We start from the raw sequence: 15,773 nt of genomic DNA on the forward strand, positions 1-15,773 counted from the left end.
GATCAATACACCTGGGCCCTGTCGGCCTAGCCCCTCGTGCGCAGCGGCTCGCGCTCGTCCGGCCCGGCCTTCCCCGGCCGTGCGTACGGCACCCTCGGCAGCGCGTACGGCAGCGCCCCGTACCAGAGCCACGCCACCGTGTAGCCGAACATCAGGCACAGGACGCCGCCGACCGCGTCGAGCCAGAAGTGGTTGGCCGTGGCCACGATGACCAGGAGCGTCGCCGCCGGGTAGACGAGGCCCAGGACGCGCACCCACGGCACCGACGCCAGCGCGAAGATCGTCAGGCCGCACCACAGGGACCAGCCGATGTGCATGGACGGCATCGCGGCGTACTGGTTGGACATGTGCTTCAGGTCGCCGGAGGCCATCGAGCCCCACGTCTGGTGGACCATGACCGTGTCGACGAAGTCGCCGCCGATCATCAACCGCGGGGGCGCGAGCGGATACAGGTAGTAACCGACCAGTGCCACACCCGTGGTCGCGAACAGCACCAGCCGGGTCGCCGCGTAGCGGCCGGGATGGCTGCGGTAGAGCCAGACCAGGACGCCCAGTGTCACGATGAAGTGCAGCGTCGCGTAGTAGTAGTTCATCCCGACGACGAGCCAAGTCACCGAGTTCACCGCGTGGTTGACGGACTCCTCGACCGCGATGCCGAGGTGGTGCTCCATCCGCCAGATCCAGTCGGCGTTGCGCAGCGCCTCCGCCTTCTGCTCCGGCACCGCGTTGCGGATCTGCGAGTACGTCCAGTAACTCACCGCGATCAGCAGGATCTCGAACCACAGGCGAGGCCGGCGCGGGGTCCGCAGCCGGCGCAGGAGACCCGGCCGGTCCGCGGCCGTGAGGGAGTCAGGAGCGGCCGCATTCCCGCGGTCGTCCAGACTGGTCACGGTCGAGTCACCCATAGAGACAAAGTCTGCCAGAAACGCCTTACCCCACCGATCATCCTCCGGTCGGGTTCGGGTTGCATGTCCTACGACGGGAAGACTGTCCCGTTCTCCTACCGGCGCACTGCGGAAAGCCCGCTGTCTCCGCCCTGAGGACGACTGCGCTCACCAGGGGCCGAAGCCGTCGAACCCCGTACCACCAGCTCGGGCATGAACACGAACTCGCTGTGCGGGGCGGGCGTTCCGCCGATCTCCTCCAGCAGGGTCCGCACCGCCGCCTGTCCCATGGCCGGCACCGGCTTGCGGACCGTCGTCAGCGGCGGGTCGGTGAAGGCGATCAGCGGGGAGTCGTCGAAGCCCACGACCGACACGTCCCGGGGGACTTCCAGCCCCCGCTGCCGGGCCGCCCGTATCGCACCCAGCGCCATCATGTCGCTCGCGCACACCACCGCCGTGCAGTCACGGTCGATGAGGGCCGTCGCGGCCGCCTGACCGCCCTCCAGGGTGTAGAGCGAGTGCTGGACGAGGTCCGCCTCGACGGTCGCCGCCGGCAGACCGAGCAGGTCCTGCATGGTGCGCACGAAGCCCTCGATCTTGCGCTGGACCGGCACGAAACGCTTCGGGCCGAGCGCGAGGCCGATCCGCGTGTGCCCCAGCGACACCAGATGGGTCACCGCCAGCGCCATCGCCGCGCGGTCGTCGGGGGAGATGAACGGCGCCTGCACCTTCGGCGAGAAACCGTCCACGAGCACGTACGGCACGCCCTGCGCCCGCAACTGCTCGTAGCGCTGCATGTCCGCCGAGGTGTCCGCGTGCAGCCCGGAGACGAAGATGATGCCCGCCACGCCCCGGTCGACGAGCATCTCGGTGAGCTCGTCCTCCGTGGAGCCGCCCGGGGTCTGGGTGGCGAGGACCGGCGTGTAGCCCTGCCGGGTCAGCGCCTGGCCGATCACCTGGGCCAGGGCCGGGAAGATCGGGTTCTCCAGCTCCGGGGTGATCAGGCCCACCAGACCCTCGCTGCGCTGCCGCAGTCGCACCGGCCGTTCGTAGCCCAGCACGTCGAGTGCGGCCAGCACGGACTGGCGGGTGGTGGCGGCGACACCCGGCTTCCCGTTGAGGACGCGGCTGACGGTCGCTTCGCTCACCCCCGCCTGAGCAGCGATGTCGGCTAGCCGTGTGGTCACGGCACCGGACTGTACCGGCCGTATCGTCATCGCGGTCCCTCTGTTCTCGTCGGTGCCCCTTGTCCCGTAAGGGGATGATTCCCGTCCGGGAGGAGGATGGCAAGAGCTTGCAGAGTCTTGCACAACCCGTAGCCGCCCCGCTCAGCCCCGTAAAACAAGGGTCTCCTGACGGTCGACAAGGGGTCACGACGGGGTAACTTCCGCAGCCTCTTGCACTTTTTTTCTGCAAGGTCTTTCGCAAGTCTTGCATCGCTGTTACGTTCCCACTCGCCCGGCGGCCGCAACGGCGCAGTCGGCAGACAGGGACGGCAGACGGGGCCTGTTCCCTGCATCTCACGGGCTTTCACCCTCAAGGAGAACTCATGCGGCGTGGCATAGCAGCCACCGCGCTGGTGGCGTCTTTCGCCCTCGCGGCGACGGCCTGCGGCGGAAGCGACAGCGGCGACAAGGCCGACGGTCCGGTCACCATCACCTGGTGGGACACCTCCAACGCCACCAATGAGGCGCCGACGTACAAGGCCCTGATCAAGGACTTCGAGGCCGCCAACAAGGACGTCAAGGTCAAGTACGTCAACGTCCCGTTCGACCAGGCGCAGAACAAGTTCGACACCGCGGCCGGCGCGAGCGGCGCCCCGGACGTGCTGCGCTCCGACGTCGGCTGGACCCCCGCCTTCGCCAAGAAGGGCTACTTCCTGCCGCTCGACGGCACCGAGGCCCTCGCCGACCAGGCCAAGTTCAAGCCGAACCTGATCGAGCAGGCCAAGTACGACGGCAAGACCTACGGCGTCCCCTTCGTCACCGACACCCTCGCCCTGGTCTACAACAAGCAGCTCTTCGAGAAGGCCGGCGTCGAGGCCCCCAAGACCTGGGACGACCTGAAGACCGCCGCCGCCACCATCAAGGCGAAGACCGGCGTCGACGGCTACTGGGGCTCCACCGCGGCCTACTACGCCCAGCCGTTCCTCTTCGGCGAGGGCACCGACACCGTCGACGCCTCCGCCAAGAAGATCACCGTGAACTCGGCCGCCGCCAAGAAGGGCTACGGCACCTGGCTGAGCCTCTTCTCCGGCAAGGGCCTGCACAAGGCCGACACCACCGCCGACGCCTACGCCCACATCCAGGACGCGTTCGTCAACGGCAAGGTCGCCGCGATCGTCCAGGGCCCGTGGGAGATCACCAACTTCTACAAGGGCTCCGCGTTCTCGGACAAGTCCAACCTCGGCATCACCACCGTCCCGGCCGGCTCCACCGGCAAGGCGGGCGCCCCGACCGGCGGCCACAACCTCTCGGTCTACGCCGGCTCGGACTCCGCCCACCAGAAGGCGGCCGAGAAGTTCGTGGGCTTCATGACCTCCGCGAAGTCGCAGACGCAGATCGCGCTGAAGAACTCCACGCTGCCCACCCGCGACGACGCCTACACCGCCGAGGTCAAGGCCGACCCGGGCATCGCCGGCTACCAGACGGTCCTCGCCTCCGCCCAGCCGCGCGTGGCCCTGCCGGAGTACAGCTCCCTGCTGACGCCGCTGGACACCGAGCTGCTCAAGATCGCCGGTGGCAAGGAGTCCCTGGACAAGGGCCTGGGCAACGCCGAGACCGCCATCGCCAAGCTGGTGCCGGACTTCAGCAAGTGAGCCCGCGTGGCCGCCGGATCTCCCGGACATCGGGGGGAGGGATCCGGCGGCCACCGGCCTGCGCCCGGCGGGCCGCGTCGCCCAGCCACTTCTCAGAGCCGCAGAACTTCCAGAAGGTGTCGAACATGACAGTCGCCATCGACCGCGCCACCGGCAAACGCCACGGTGACCGCGCGCCGCGGCCCGGGCTGGGCCAACGCCTGAGGCACGGCTACCAGAAACACTGGTACGCCTACGCGATGATCGCCCCGGTGGCGGTCGTCCTCGGGGTCCTCGTGCTCTACCCCCTGGTCTACGGCGTCTACCTCACGCTCACCGACGCCAACAGCCTCAACACGGCCCGCACGATCGGCGTCAACCACATCGACGCCACCTACAAGTTCATCGGCCTGCACAACTACGCCGACATCCTGTGGGGCGACACGGCCTACGACCGCTTCTGGTCGCACTTCATCTGGACCGTCGTCTGGACGGCCCTGTGCGTCGCCCTGCACTACTGCATCGGGCTCGGCCTCGCGCTGCTGCTCAACCAGAAGCTGCGCGGCCGCACGCTGTACCGCCTGATCCTGGTGCTCCCCTGGGCCGTACCGACCTTCGTCACCGTCTTCGGCTGGCGCTTCATGCTCGCCGACGGCGGCGTCATCAACATGGCCCTGGACGCGCTGCACCTGCCGAGTCCGTCATGGCTGGAGGACACCTTCTGGCAGCGGTTCGCCGCGATCATGGTCAACACCTGGTGCGGAGTGCCGTTCATGATGGTCTCGCTGCTCGGCGGACTCCAGTCCATCGACGCCTCGCTGTACGAGGCCGCCGAGATGGACGGCGCGAGCGCCTGGCAGCGGTTCCGGTACGTCACCCTCCCGGGCCTCAGAAGCGTCAGCTCCACCGTCGTCCTGCTCGGCATCATCTGGACGTTCAACCAGTTCGCGGTGATCTTCCTGCTGTTCGGCAACACCGCGCCGGACGCGCAGATCCTCGTCACCTGGGCCTACTACCTGGGCTTCGGACAGCAGCCGCGTGACTTCGCCCAGTCGGCCGCGTACGGCATCCTGCTGCTGGCCATCCTGATCGTCTTCACCTCCTTCTACCGCCGCTGGCTGAACCGCAATGACCAGCAGCTCGCGATCTGAGGCAGGAGTTCCCATGAGTACGACCACTGTCGAGACCTCCGCCGCGGTGTCCGAGGCCGGCCCCGCACCGGCACCCGGCCGGATCCGCCGCCGCGGTGACCAGAGCCTCGCCGGCTCCCTCGCCTCGCACGGCCTGCTGATCCTCGCGAGCCTGATCGCGCTGTTCCCGATCGTCTGGCTGGTCTTCCTGTCCCTCGGCCCGGACACCGACGACTACCTCCACCCGGGCGGCATCTGGAAGAAGATGACGCTCGACAACTACTCGTTCGTCCTCCAGCACACCGAGTTCTTCAGCTGGCTCAAGAGCTCGCTGATCGTCTCGCTCGGCACCACGGTGATCGGTGTGCTGATCGCCGCGACCACCGGGTACGCCGTGTCCCGGATGCGCTTTCCGGGTTACCGGAAGTTCATGTGGGTGCTCCTGGTCACCCAGATGTTCCCGGTGGCCGTACTCATGGTGCCGATGTACCAGATGCTGTCGGACCTCCAGCTCATCGACAGCTATCTTGGGCTCGTCCTCGTGTACTGCTCGACGGCGGTGCCGTACTGCGCCTGGCTGCTCAAGGGGTACTTCGACACCATCCCGTTCGAGATCGACGAGGCCGGACGCGTCGACGGGCTGACCCCCTTCGGCACGTTCGCGCGGCTGATCCTGCCGCTCGCCAAGCCGGGGCTCGCGGTCGCCGCGTTCTACAGCTTCCTCACGGCTTTCGGTGAGGTCGCGTTCGCCTCGACGTTCATGCTGTCCGACACTAAGTACACCTTCGCGGTCGGACTCCAGAGCTTCGTGAGCGAGCACGACGCCCAGCGGAACCTGATGGCGGCGACGGCGGTGCTGATCGCGATACCGGTGTCGGTGTTCTTCTACCTGGTGCAGAAGAACCTGGTGACCGGGCTCACCGCGGGCGGCACGAAGGGCTGACCGCCGGTTGTGCCGCGAAGGCCGTCGCTTGTCTGCGGCGCCGTCGTGGCTGGTCGCGCCCACGCGGCGGTAGCCGCACATCAGCACAGCCCCGCGCCCCTGTGGGGGCAAGCCCCCACAACCCCATACCCGAGGCGGCCGCAGTGTCCATCCGACCCCGCTGTCACTGCGGCCGCCTCGCCACTTGACAACCCCCATGACCCCCTTACGTTTCAAGGACGCCATGAGCCAGCAGCACTACGCCACCGCCCCGGCATCGACCTCCGCCAAAGCCCAGCGCAGCGACTGGTGGCGGGACGCGGTGATCTACCAGGTCTATCCGCGCAGCTTCGCCGACAGCAACGGCGACGGCATGGGCGACCTGGAGGGCATCCGCACCCGACTGCCGTACCTGCGCGACCTCGGCGTGGACGCCGTGTGGCTCAGCCCCTTCTACGCCTCCCCGCAGGCCGACGCCGGCTACGACGTGGCCGACTACCGGGCCGTGGACCCCATGTTCGGCAACCTCCTGGACGCCGACGCACTGATCCGCGACGCCCGCGGACTGGGGCTCAGGATCATCGTCGACCTGGTGCCCAACCACTCCTCCGACCAGCACGAGTGGTTCAAGCGGGCGGTCGCCGAGGGCCCGGGGTCGCCCCTGAGGGACCGCTACCACTTCCGCCCCGGCAAGGGCGAGAACGGCGCACTCCCGCCCAACGACTGGGAGTCCATCTTCGGCGGTCCCGCCTGGACGCGCGTCGAGGACGGGGAGTGGTACCTCCACCTCTTCGCCCCCGAGCAGCCCGACTTCAACTGGGACCACCCGGCCGTCGGCGACGAGTTCCGCTCCATCCTGCGCTTCTGGCTGGACATGGGCGTGGACGGCTTCCGCATCGACGTGGCCCACGGCCTGGTGAAGGCGGAGGGGCTTCCCGACCTTGGATCCCACAACCAGGTCAAGCTCCTGGGCAACGATGTCATGCCGTTCTTCGACCAGGACGGTGTCCACGAGATCTACCGCCAATGGCGGCTGATCCTCGACGAGTACTCGGGCGAGCGCATCTTCGTCGCCGAGGCATGGACCCCGACCGTCGAGCGCACCGCGCACTACGTCCGGCCCGACGAGCTCCACCAGGCGTTCAACTTCCAGTACCTGAGCACCGCCTGGGACGCCGAGGAGCTGCGCGGGGTCATCGACCGCACGCTGGAGGCGATGCGCCCGGTCGGCGCCCCGGCCACCTGGGTGCTCTCCAACCACGACGTCACCCGCCACGCCACCCGCTTCGCCAACCCGCCCGGCCTCGGCACCCAGATCCGCACCGCGGGGGACCGGGAACTGGGGCTGCGCCGCGCCCGCGCCGCCACGCTGCTCATGCTGGCGCTGCCCGGATCGGCGTACATCTACCAGGGCGAGGAGCTCGGCCTCCCGGATGTCGTCGACCTCGCCGACGAGGACCGCCAGGACCCGGCGTACTTCCGCGGCGCGGGCCAGGACGGCTTCCGCGACGGCTGCCGGGTGCCGATCCCGTGGACGCGCGAGGGATCGTCGTACGGCTTCGGCGCGGGCGGCAGCTGGCTGCCCCAGCCGTCGGAGTGGGCGGAGCTGAGCGTGGAGGCGCAGACCGGCGACCCCGACTCCACCCTGGAGCTGTACCGCACGGCCCTCGCCGTCCGCCGCGCCCAGCCCGGCCTGGGTGCCGGCGACGCGGTCGAGTGGCTGCGCGCGCCCGAGGGCGTTCTCGCCTTCCGCCGCGGCGAGTTCGTCTGCGTCGCCAACACCGGTGGCGAGTCGGTGACGACTCCGGCGTACGGCCGTGTGCTGCTCGCCAGCGGGGAGGTCGCCGAGGTCGACGGGGACGCGAAGGTGCCGGCCGACACGACCGTGTGGTGGACGACGGCCTGAGGACGGACAGGGATCACCGGGCCCCGGGAGGGCCCGGTGATTTCTTTTTGCCGGGCGTGTCGATCGGCGGGAGCCGCGTTCGACGCTTGGGTGGAAGGGCGCAACAGCGCCCCCGACCCGAGGAGACATCATGCAGATCCGCGCCCGCCTGAGCATGAGCGCCGACGGCTATGTGACCACCCCGAGCGGCTGGCCCGCGCTGACCGCCGACCCGGCGTTCGTCTCCGGTCAGAGCCACGGCATCCGGGAGTTCCTGGCCGACTGCGAGGCCGCGCTCATGGGCCGTACGACCTTCGAGCCCGCCCTGACCAACAGCCGCTGGCCGTGGCCCGACCTGGACGTGTTCGTCCTCGGCTCGCACCGTCCCGAGGGCACCCCCGACCACGTCACCACCGACAGCGACCCGGCCCGCCTCCTTGAGAGGATCCGCGCCGCCAACCGGGGCGGCGACGTCCACCTCATCGGCGGCCCGCGGACCATCGCGACCTTCCACGCGCTCGGCGCACTGGACCGCCTCGAACTGGTCGTGCTGCCTATGCTGTTCGGCGGCGGCACCCAGCTCACCCCGGCGCTCGGCCCCGACACCGGACTGACCTTCCAGAGCCAACGGGCCCTGCCCGGCGGGTCGGTGGAGATCGTCTACTCCTGCGGGGCGAGCCGGGGGGACCTTCCGGACAAGCCGGCCAGCCAGCGCTGAGCCGCCGCACGGGACAGCGTGTGAAAGTTCTTGCCGTTACTTTCTCGACTCTTGCTGTAAACATTTCAACAGCGGTACGTTCTCGCCGGCGCCGGGCAAAGACGCCCGGCCGTCGCCTAAGGAGAACCCCCACGTGATACCGAGAAGCTCCGCAAGGGTCACCGCCGCCGCGGCCACCGTGCTCGCCACCGCGGTGGCCGTCCTCACCCCCACCGCCGCCCAGGCCTCCCCACCGGGCAGCAAGGACGTCACCGCAGTCCTCTTCGAGTGGAACTTCGCCTCCGTCGCCAAGGAGTGCACCAACACCCTCGGCCCCGCAGGCTACGGCTACGTCCAGGTCTCCCCGCCCGCCGAGCACATCCAGGGCTCGCAGTGGTGGACCTCGTACCAGCCGGTCAGCTACAGGATCGCGGGGCGGCTCGGCGACGCCACCGCCTTCAAGAACATGGTCAGCACCTGCCACGCGGCCGGTGTGAAGGTCGTCGTCGACAGCGTCGTCAACCACATGTCCGCGGGCAGCGGCACCGGTACCGGCGGCTCGTCGTACACCAAGTACAACTACCCCGGCCTGTACTCCTCCTACGACATGGACGACTGCACCTCGGCCATCAGCGACTACACCAACCGCGCCAACGTCCAGAACTGCGAACTCGTCGGCCTGGCCGACCTGGACACCGGCGAGGAGTACGTCCGCGCCACCATCGCCGGCTACCTGAACTCCCTGCTCGGCTACGGCGTCGACGGCTTCCGCATCGACGCGGCCAAGCACATCCCGGCCACCGACCTCGCCAACATCAAGTCCCGGCTGAGCAACCCGTCGGTGTACTGGAAGCAGGAGGTCATCTACGGCAGCGGAGAGGCCGTCCAGCCCACCGAGTACACCGGCAACGGGGACGTCCAGGAGTTCCGTTACGCCTACGACCTCAAGCGGGTCTTCAACAACGAGAACCTCGCCTACCTGAAGAACTACGGCGAGGGCTGGGGCTACATGAGCAGCTCGGTGGCCGGCGTCTTCGTCGACAACCACGACACCGAGCGCAACGGCAGCACCCTGAACTACAAGGACGGCGCCAACTACACGCTCGCCAACGTCTTCATGCTCGCCTACCCCTACGGCGCCCCGGACATCAACTCCGGTTACGAGTGGTCCGACAAGGACGCGGGGCCACCTAACAACGGCTCCGTGACCGCCTGTTGGCAGGACGGCTGGAAGTGCCAGCACGCCTGGCCGGAGATCCTCCGCATGGTCGGCTTCCGCAACGCCGTCCGCGGTGAGTCGGTGACCAACTGGTGGGACAACGGCGGCGACGCGATCGCCTTCGGGCGCGGCGCCAAGGGGTACGTCGCCATCAACCACGAGTCGAGCAGCCTGAGCCGCACCTACCAGACCTCGCTGCCCGCCGGGACGTACTGCAACGTCCAGAACAACACGAGCGTGACGGTCGGCTCCAACGGCCAGTTCACCGCCACCCTCGGCGCCAACACGGCGCTCGCGATCTACGCGGGCAAGTCCAGCTGCTGACCCGCCCCGGGCCGCCCCTGTTCCGGCTCTCCGCGTCGACGCAGGGGCGGTCGTCCGAGTATCTCGATGTACATGATCCGGCCGTTCACCACGTCGAGGATCAGATCGCCCGACGAGGGCAGGAGCGGCACACAGCGATGCCCCGGACCGTACGGCCGGCCCGGCGCATGGTCCGCCGTCCGGATGCTCTGGCAGAAGTCGTCGCGGCAGCCGCACGCCCCGACCAGCCGGACGTCCCGTGCGCAGATGGCCAACTCGCGTTCCCCCTCCGCTTCCAGGAGGGCGACCAGTTCGTCGATCAGTTCCGGGTGGACCTCGCGCACCAGGGGAGGTTCCTGCTCCATGCGCGGGACGGTAGTCGTGCGCCGCCCGTGGGGGCCACCGATTATGAGCGGCACACCGGTCGTGAAAGTTCTTTCCGGCCGTTTCACGACTCTTGCTGTAAGCCTTGCGGCGGCGATACGGTCACGCGGGGTCGGACCCACCTAGAGCCGTAATCGCAAGGAGTCCATCTGTGATACCGAGATGGCCGACGCCGTCGAGGCGCCGTACCGCCCACGTCGGACGGGTCGCCGCGGTCACCGTGACCGCGCTGGCCGCAGCGCTCGTCCAACCACTCGCGGCGCAGGCGGACACACCGCCTCCGCCACCGTCCGACACCAAGCTCGCAGCCGAGCCCGCCCGGCACGACTCCACGCGCGAGCAGTTCTACTTCGTCCTGCCGGACCGTTTCGCCAACGGCGACACCGGCAACGACAAGGGCGGCCTGACGGGCACGCGCCTCAGCACCGGCTACGACCCCACCGACAAGGGCTTCTACCAGGGCGGCGACCTCAAGGGCCTGACCAAGAAGCTCGACTACATCAAGGGGCTCGGCACCACCGCCATCTGGATGGCGCCGATCTTCAAGAACCGGCCCGTGCAGGGGACGGGGAGCAACGCCTCCGCCGGCTATCACGGGTACTGGATCACGGACTTCACCCAGGTCGACCCGCACTTCGGCACCAACAAGGACCTCGAAACCCTCATCTCCAAGGCCCATTCCAAGGGCATGAAGGTCTTCTTCGACGTCATCACCAACCACACCGCCGACATCGTCGACTATGAAGAGAAGTCCTACGGCTACCTCTCCAAGGGCGCGTTCCCGTATCTGACGAAAGACGGCGAGCCGTTCGACGACGCGGGCTACGCAGGAACGGGTGACTTCCCGAGGGTCGACGCCGACTCCTTCCCGCGCACCCCGAAGGTCACCAAGAACAACAAGGTCCCCTCCTGGCTCAACGACCCGACGATGTACCACAACCGCGGCGACTCCACCTACGCCGGTGAGTCCACGACCTACGGCGACTTCTCCGGCCTCGACGACCTGTGGACCGAGCGTCCCGAGGTCGTCTCCGGCATGGAGAAGATCTACCAGCGCTGGGTCAGGGACTTCGACATCGACGGCTTCCGGATCGACACCGTGAAGCACGTGAACATGGAGTTCTGGACCCAGTGGGCCACGGCCCTCGACGCCTACGCGGCCAAGCAGGGCCGGAAGAACTTCTTCATGTTCGGCGAGGTCTACTCCGCCGACACGTCGATCACCTCGCCGTATGTCACCCAGGGCCGCCTCGACGCCACGCTGGACTTCCCCTTCCAGGAGGCGGCACGGCAGTACGCCTCCCAGGGCGGCAGCGCGCAGAAGCTCGCCGGCGTCTTCGGCGACGACTACAAGTACACGACCGACAAGGCCAACGCCTACGAGCAGGTCACCTTCCTCGGCAACCACGACATGGGCCGCATCGGGTACTTCCTGAACCAGGACAACCCCAAGGCCGGCGACGCCGAACTGCTCGCCAAGGACAAGCTCGCCAACGAGCTGATGTTCCTCAGCCGTGGCAACCCCGTCGTCTACTACGGCGACGAACAGGGCTTCACCGGCGCCGGCGGCGACAAGGACGCCCGCCAGACGATGTTCGCGTCCAGGACCGCGGACTACCTGGACGACGACGAGATCGGCACCGACCGCACGCACGCGAGCGACGCGTACGACACCGGCGCCCCGCTCTACCGGCAGATCGCGGAACTGGCGGGGCTCCGCAAGGCCAACCCGGCGCTGACCGACGGAGTCCAGCAGGAGCGGTACGCGGCCGGCGGGTCCGGCGTCTACGCCTTCTCCCGCACCGACGCGAAGACCGGCCAGGAGTACGTCGTCGCCTTCAACAACGCGGGCGAGGCCAAGTCGGCGACGTTCGCGACCGGATCGGCGAGCATGGCGTTCAAGGGGATCTACGGGGGCGCCTCAAACGTCACCTCCGACGCCGACAAGAAGATCACCGTCACCGTCCCCGCCGGGTCCGCGATCGTCCTCAAGGCGGCCGGCAAGCCCACCGAGTCCGCCACGAAGCCGACGCTCACCCTCAAGGCCCCGGCCGCCGGCGCCACCGGCACGGTCGAGCTCACCGCCGACGTGCAGGGCGGACGGCTCGACCGGGTCGTCTTCGCGGCGCAGACCGGCAACGGCAGGTGGCAGACGCTGGGCTCCGCCGACCACGCTCCCTACAAGGTCACCCAGACCATCGGCAAGGACACCCCGGCCGGAACAGCCCTGCGCTACAAAGCGGTTGTCGTCGACTCGGCGGGACGCACCGCGTCAGCGGCAGCCGATTCCGTGACCGGTACCCCGCCCGCCGAGGAGACCCCCACCGCCTCCTCCCGCGACTACGCGGTCGTCCACTACAAGCGTGCCGACGGCGACTACGCCGACTGGGGCCTGTACGCCTGGGGCGACCTCGCCGACGGTGAGTCCACCACCTGGCCGAACAGTCATCCCTTCGTCGGCCGGGACGCGTACGGCGCCTTCGCCTACGTCAAGCTGAAGCCCGGTGCCTCCGGCGTCGGCTTCCTCGTCATCGACAAGGACGGCAACAAGGACGTCTCCACCGACCGCACGATCGACGTCACCAGGACCGGTGAGGTGTGGATCGAGCAGGGCAAGGACGCCGTACGGACGGAACGCCCCGACTACCCGGCGCAGGACACGTCCAAGGCGGTCATCCACTACCACCGCGCCGACGGGAACTACGACGGCTGGGGTCTGCACGTCTGGACGGGCGCCGCGAACCCCACCGACTGGTCGAAGCCGCTGGAGCCGGTGCGGACCGACGCCTACGGCGCGGTCTACGAGGTACCCCTCAACGGCGGTGCCACGAGCCTCAGTTACATCATCCACAAGGGCGACGCGAAGGACCTGCCCACCGACCGGTCCCTGGACCTCACGGCGAACGGCCACGAGGTGTGGCTGCTGGACGGCCAGGAGAAGTACCTCCTCCCGCAGCCCGCCGGGTCCGCCGCCGCGCTCGACCTCACCACCTCCAAGGCGGTCTGGATCGACCGGGACACGGTCGCCTGGAACGGCTCCGAGGCGGCCGCCTCCACCCAGCTGCTGTACTCCCACGACGGCTCGATCGCCGTCCAGGGCGGCGCGCTGACCAGCGACGACGAGCGATGGCTGCGGCTCACCAAGACCGCGCTCAGCGAGGCCCAGAAGGCCAGGTTCCCGCATCTGAAGGACTACACGGCCTGGTCCGTGGACCCACGTGACCGCGACCGCGTACGCCAGGCCCTCAGCGGTCAGCTCGTCGTCTCCCAACGGGCCGCGAACGGTGCCGTGCTGGCGGCGACGGGCGTGCAGATCGCCGGCGTGCTCGACGACCTGTACCCGAAGGCGACGAAGGCCGCTCTCGGGCCGACGTTCAGCAAGGGACGTCCCACCCTCTCGGTCTGGGCGCCGACCGCGCGGAGCGTGTCGCTGGAACTCGGCGGGTCCACCGTGAGGATGAAGCGGGACGCCACGACCGGTGTCTGGTCCGTCACCGGCCCCAAGTCCTGGAAGGGCAAGCCGTATCGGTACGTCGTGAAGGTCTGGGCGCCCAGCGTCGGGAAGCTGGTCACCAACAAGGTCACCGACCCCTACTCGGTCGCCCTGACCACCGACTCGGAGCGCAGCCTCGTCGTCGACCTCGACGACAAGTCCCTGGCGCCGGGCGGCTGGTCGACGTACAGGAAGCCCACAGCCGTACCGATGAAGGACGCCGAGATCCAGGAGCTGCACATCCGGGACTTCTCGGTGGCGGACGGGACGGTGCCCGCGAAGGACAAGGGCACCTACCTCGCCTTCACCGACAAGGGCAGCGACGGCTCCAAGCACCTGAAGCAGCTCGCGAAGTCGGGCACTTCGTACGTCCATCTCCTGCCCGCCTTCGACATCGCCACCATCCCCGAGAAGAGGAGTGACCGGGCGACCCCCGACTGCGACCTCGCCTCCTACCCGGCCGACTCCGACCGGCAGCAGGAGTGCGTCGCGAAGACCGCCGCGAAGGACGCCTACAACTGGGGCTACGACCCGTACCACTACACCGTCCCGGAGGGCTCGTACGCGACCGACCCGGACGGCACCGGCCGTACGGTCGAGTTCCGGAAGATGGTCAGGTCCCTCAACGACGACGGCCTGAGGGTCGTCATGGACGTCGTCTACAACCACACCGCGGCGAGCGGGCAGGCCGCCACGAGCGTGCTCGACCGGATCGTGCCCGGCTACTACCAGCGCCTCCTCGCCGACGGCTCGGTCGCCAACAGCACCTGCTGCGCCAACACCGCGACCGAGAACGCCATGATGGGCAAACTGGTCGTCGACTCCCTCGTCACCTGGGCCAGGGAGTACAAGGTCGACGGCTTCCGCTTCGACCTCATGGGCCACCACCCCAAGGCCAACATCCTGGCCGTGCGCAAGGCCCTCGACGCGCTCACCCTCAAGAAGGACGGCGTCGACGGCAAGAAGATCATCCTCTACGGCGAGGGCTGGAACTTCGGCGAGGTCGCCGACGACGCCCGCTTCGTGCAGGCCACGCAGAAGAACATGGCCGGCACCGGGATCGCGACCTTCTCCGACCGCGCCCGTGACGCCGTACGCGGCGGCGGCCCCTTCGACGAGGACCCCGGCGTCCAGGGCTTCGCGTCCGGTCTGTACACGGACCCCAACACGTCCACGGCGAACGGGACCGAGGCGCAGCAGAAGGCCCGCCTCCTCCACTACCAGGACCTCATCAAGGTGGGCCTGTCCGGCAACCTCAAGCAGTTCACCTTCACCGACACCGACGGCAAGGAGGTCACCGGCGCCCAGGTCGACTACAACGGGCAGCCCGCCGGATACGCGGACGCGCCCGGTGACGCCCTCGCCTACGCCGACGCGCACGACAACGAGTCCCTGTTCGACGCGCTGACGTACAAACTGCCCGCCGGCACCAGCGCCTCCGACCGGGCCCGGATGCAGGTCCTCGCCCTGGCCACGGCCGCCCTCTCGCAGGGCCCGGCGCTCTCCCAGGCGGGCACCGACCTGCTGCGCTCCAAGTCCCTGGACCGCAACTCCTTCGACAGCGGCGACTGGTTCAACGCGGTCCACTGGAACTGCCAGGACGGCAACGGCTTCGGCCGCGGACTGCCCATGGCGGCCGACAACGCCTCCAAGTGGCCTTACGCCAAGCCGCTGTTGGGCTCGGTGAAGGTCGGCTGCGCGCAGATCGAGGGGGCGTCGGCCGCGTACCGGGACCTGCTGAGGATCCGTACGACGGAGAAGGCGTTCTCGCTCGGCACGGCGGACCAGGTGCAGTCGCGGCTGTCCTTCCCGCTGTCCGGCAAGGACGAGACGCCCGGTGTGATCACGATGGAACTCGGCGATCTCGTCGTCGTCTTCAACGCGACACCGAAGGCACAGAGCCAGCGGGTCGACGCCCTGGCCGGAAGCGCCTACCGGCTGCACCCCGTGCAGCGGGCAGGGGCGGACCTTACCGTCAAGGAGGCGTCCTACACGAAGGAATCCGGTACGTTCGCCGTTCCGGCACGGACCGTGGCTGTTTTCATCCGCCATCTCTAGC

At 68.7% G+C, this 15,773-nt stretch carries 10 protein-coding genes; 7 read left to right on the forward strand and 3 right to left on the reverse strand.

What is annotated here, in order from left to right; genetic code table 11:
* Positions 1–26 precede the first annotated feature (26 nt).
* Positions 27–905, reverse strand: coding sequence for a phosphatase PAP2 family protein (locus RKD20_RS31820; protein WP_424880712.1), 879 nt, complete (start codon positions 903–905; stop codon positions 27–29).
* Between the two features lie 95 nt (positions 906–1,000).
* On the reverse strand, positions 1,001–2,071 hold the full coding sequence (locus RKD20_RS31825; RefSeq protein ID WP_424880713.1) for a LacI family DNA-binding transcriptional regulator: 1,071 nt from the start codon (positions 2,069–2,071) through the stop codon (positions 1,001–1,003).
* A gap of 362 nt (positions 2,072–2,433) precedes the next feature.
* Between RKD20_RS31825 and RKD20_RS31830 the strand changes: the two genes are divergently transcribed.
* From RKD20_RS31830 to RKD20_RS31855, 6 genes are all read left to right on the forward strand, one after another.
* Entirely contained in the window at positions 2,434–3,702 is a 1,269-nt protein-coding gene (locus RKD20_RS31830) for an extracellular solute-binding protein (RefSeq protein WP_424880714.1), read from the forward strand.
* A gap of 125 nt (positions 3,703–3,827) precedes the next feature.
* Positions 3,828–4,832: a carbohydrate ABC transporter permease gene (locus RKD20_RS31835; RefSeq protein ID WP_424880715.1), complete on the forward strand. Its 1,005-nt coding sequence runs from the start codon at positions 3,828–3,830 to the stop codon at positions 4,830–4,832.
* 13 nt (positions 4,833–4,845) lie between these two features.
* Positions 4,846–5,754 carry a sugar ABC transporter permease gene (locus RKD20_RS31840; RefSeq protein ID WP_424880716.1) on the forward strand — a complete coding sequence of 303 codons (909 nt, stop codon included), beginning with the start codon at positions 4,846–4,848 and terminating at the stop codon, positions 5,752–5,754.
* Between the two features lie 223 nt (positions 5,755–5,977).
* The gene (locus RKD20_RS31845; RefSeq protein WP_424883372.1) at positions 5,978–7,639 is read left to right on the forward strand and encodes a glycoside hydrolase family 13 protein; all 1,662 of its coding nucleotides are present in this window, start codon (positions 5,978–5,980) and stop codon (positions 7,637–7,639) included.
* A gap of 130 nt (positions 7,640–7,769) precedes the next feature.
* Positions 7,770–8,336 (forward strand): dihydrofolate reductase family protein, encoded by a 567-nt coding sequence (locus RKD20_RS31850; RefSeq protein WP_424880717.1) that lies wholly within the window; start codon positions 7,770–7,772, stop codon positions 8,334–8,336.
* Positions 8,337–8,469: 133 nt separating this feature from the next.
* Positions 8,470–9,858 (forward strand): alpha-amylase, encoded by a 1,389-nt coding sequence (locus tag RKD20_RS31855; RefSeq protein WP_424880718.1) that lies wholly within the window; start codon positions 8,470–8,472, stop codon positions 9,856–9,858.
* Here the strand turns inward: RKD20_RS31855 and RKD20_RS31860 are convergent.
* On the reverse strand, positions 9,834–10,202 hold the full coding sequence (locus RKD20_RS31860; protein ID WP_424880719.1) for a hypothetical protein: 369 nt from the start codon (positions 10,200–10,202) through the stop codon (positions 9,834–9,836). The genes RKD20_RS31855 and RKD20_RS31860 overlap by 25 nt on opposite strands.
* Positions 10,203–10,372: 170 nt before the next feature.
* Between RKD20_RS31860 and pulA the strand changes: the two genes are divergently transcribed.
* On the forward strand, positions 10,373–15,772 hold the full coding sequence (gene pulA, locus RKD20_RS31865; protein ID WP_424880720.1) for a pullulanase-type alpha-1,6-glucosidase: 5,400 nt from the start codon (positions 10,373–10,375) through the stop codon (positions 15,770–15,772).
* The last annotated feature ends 1 nt before the right edge of the window (position 15,773 follow it).

Source organism: Streptomyces sp. SLBN-8D4, assembly GCF_049739545.1.
GTDB lineage: Bacteria > Actinomycetota > Actinomycetes > Streptomycetales > Streptomycetaceae > Streptomyces > Streptomyces canus_C.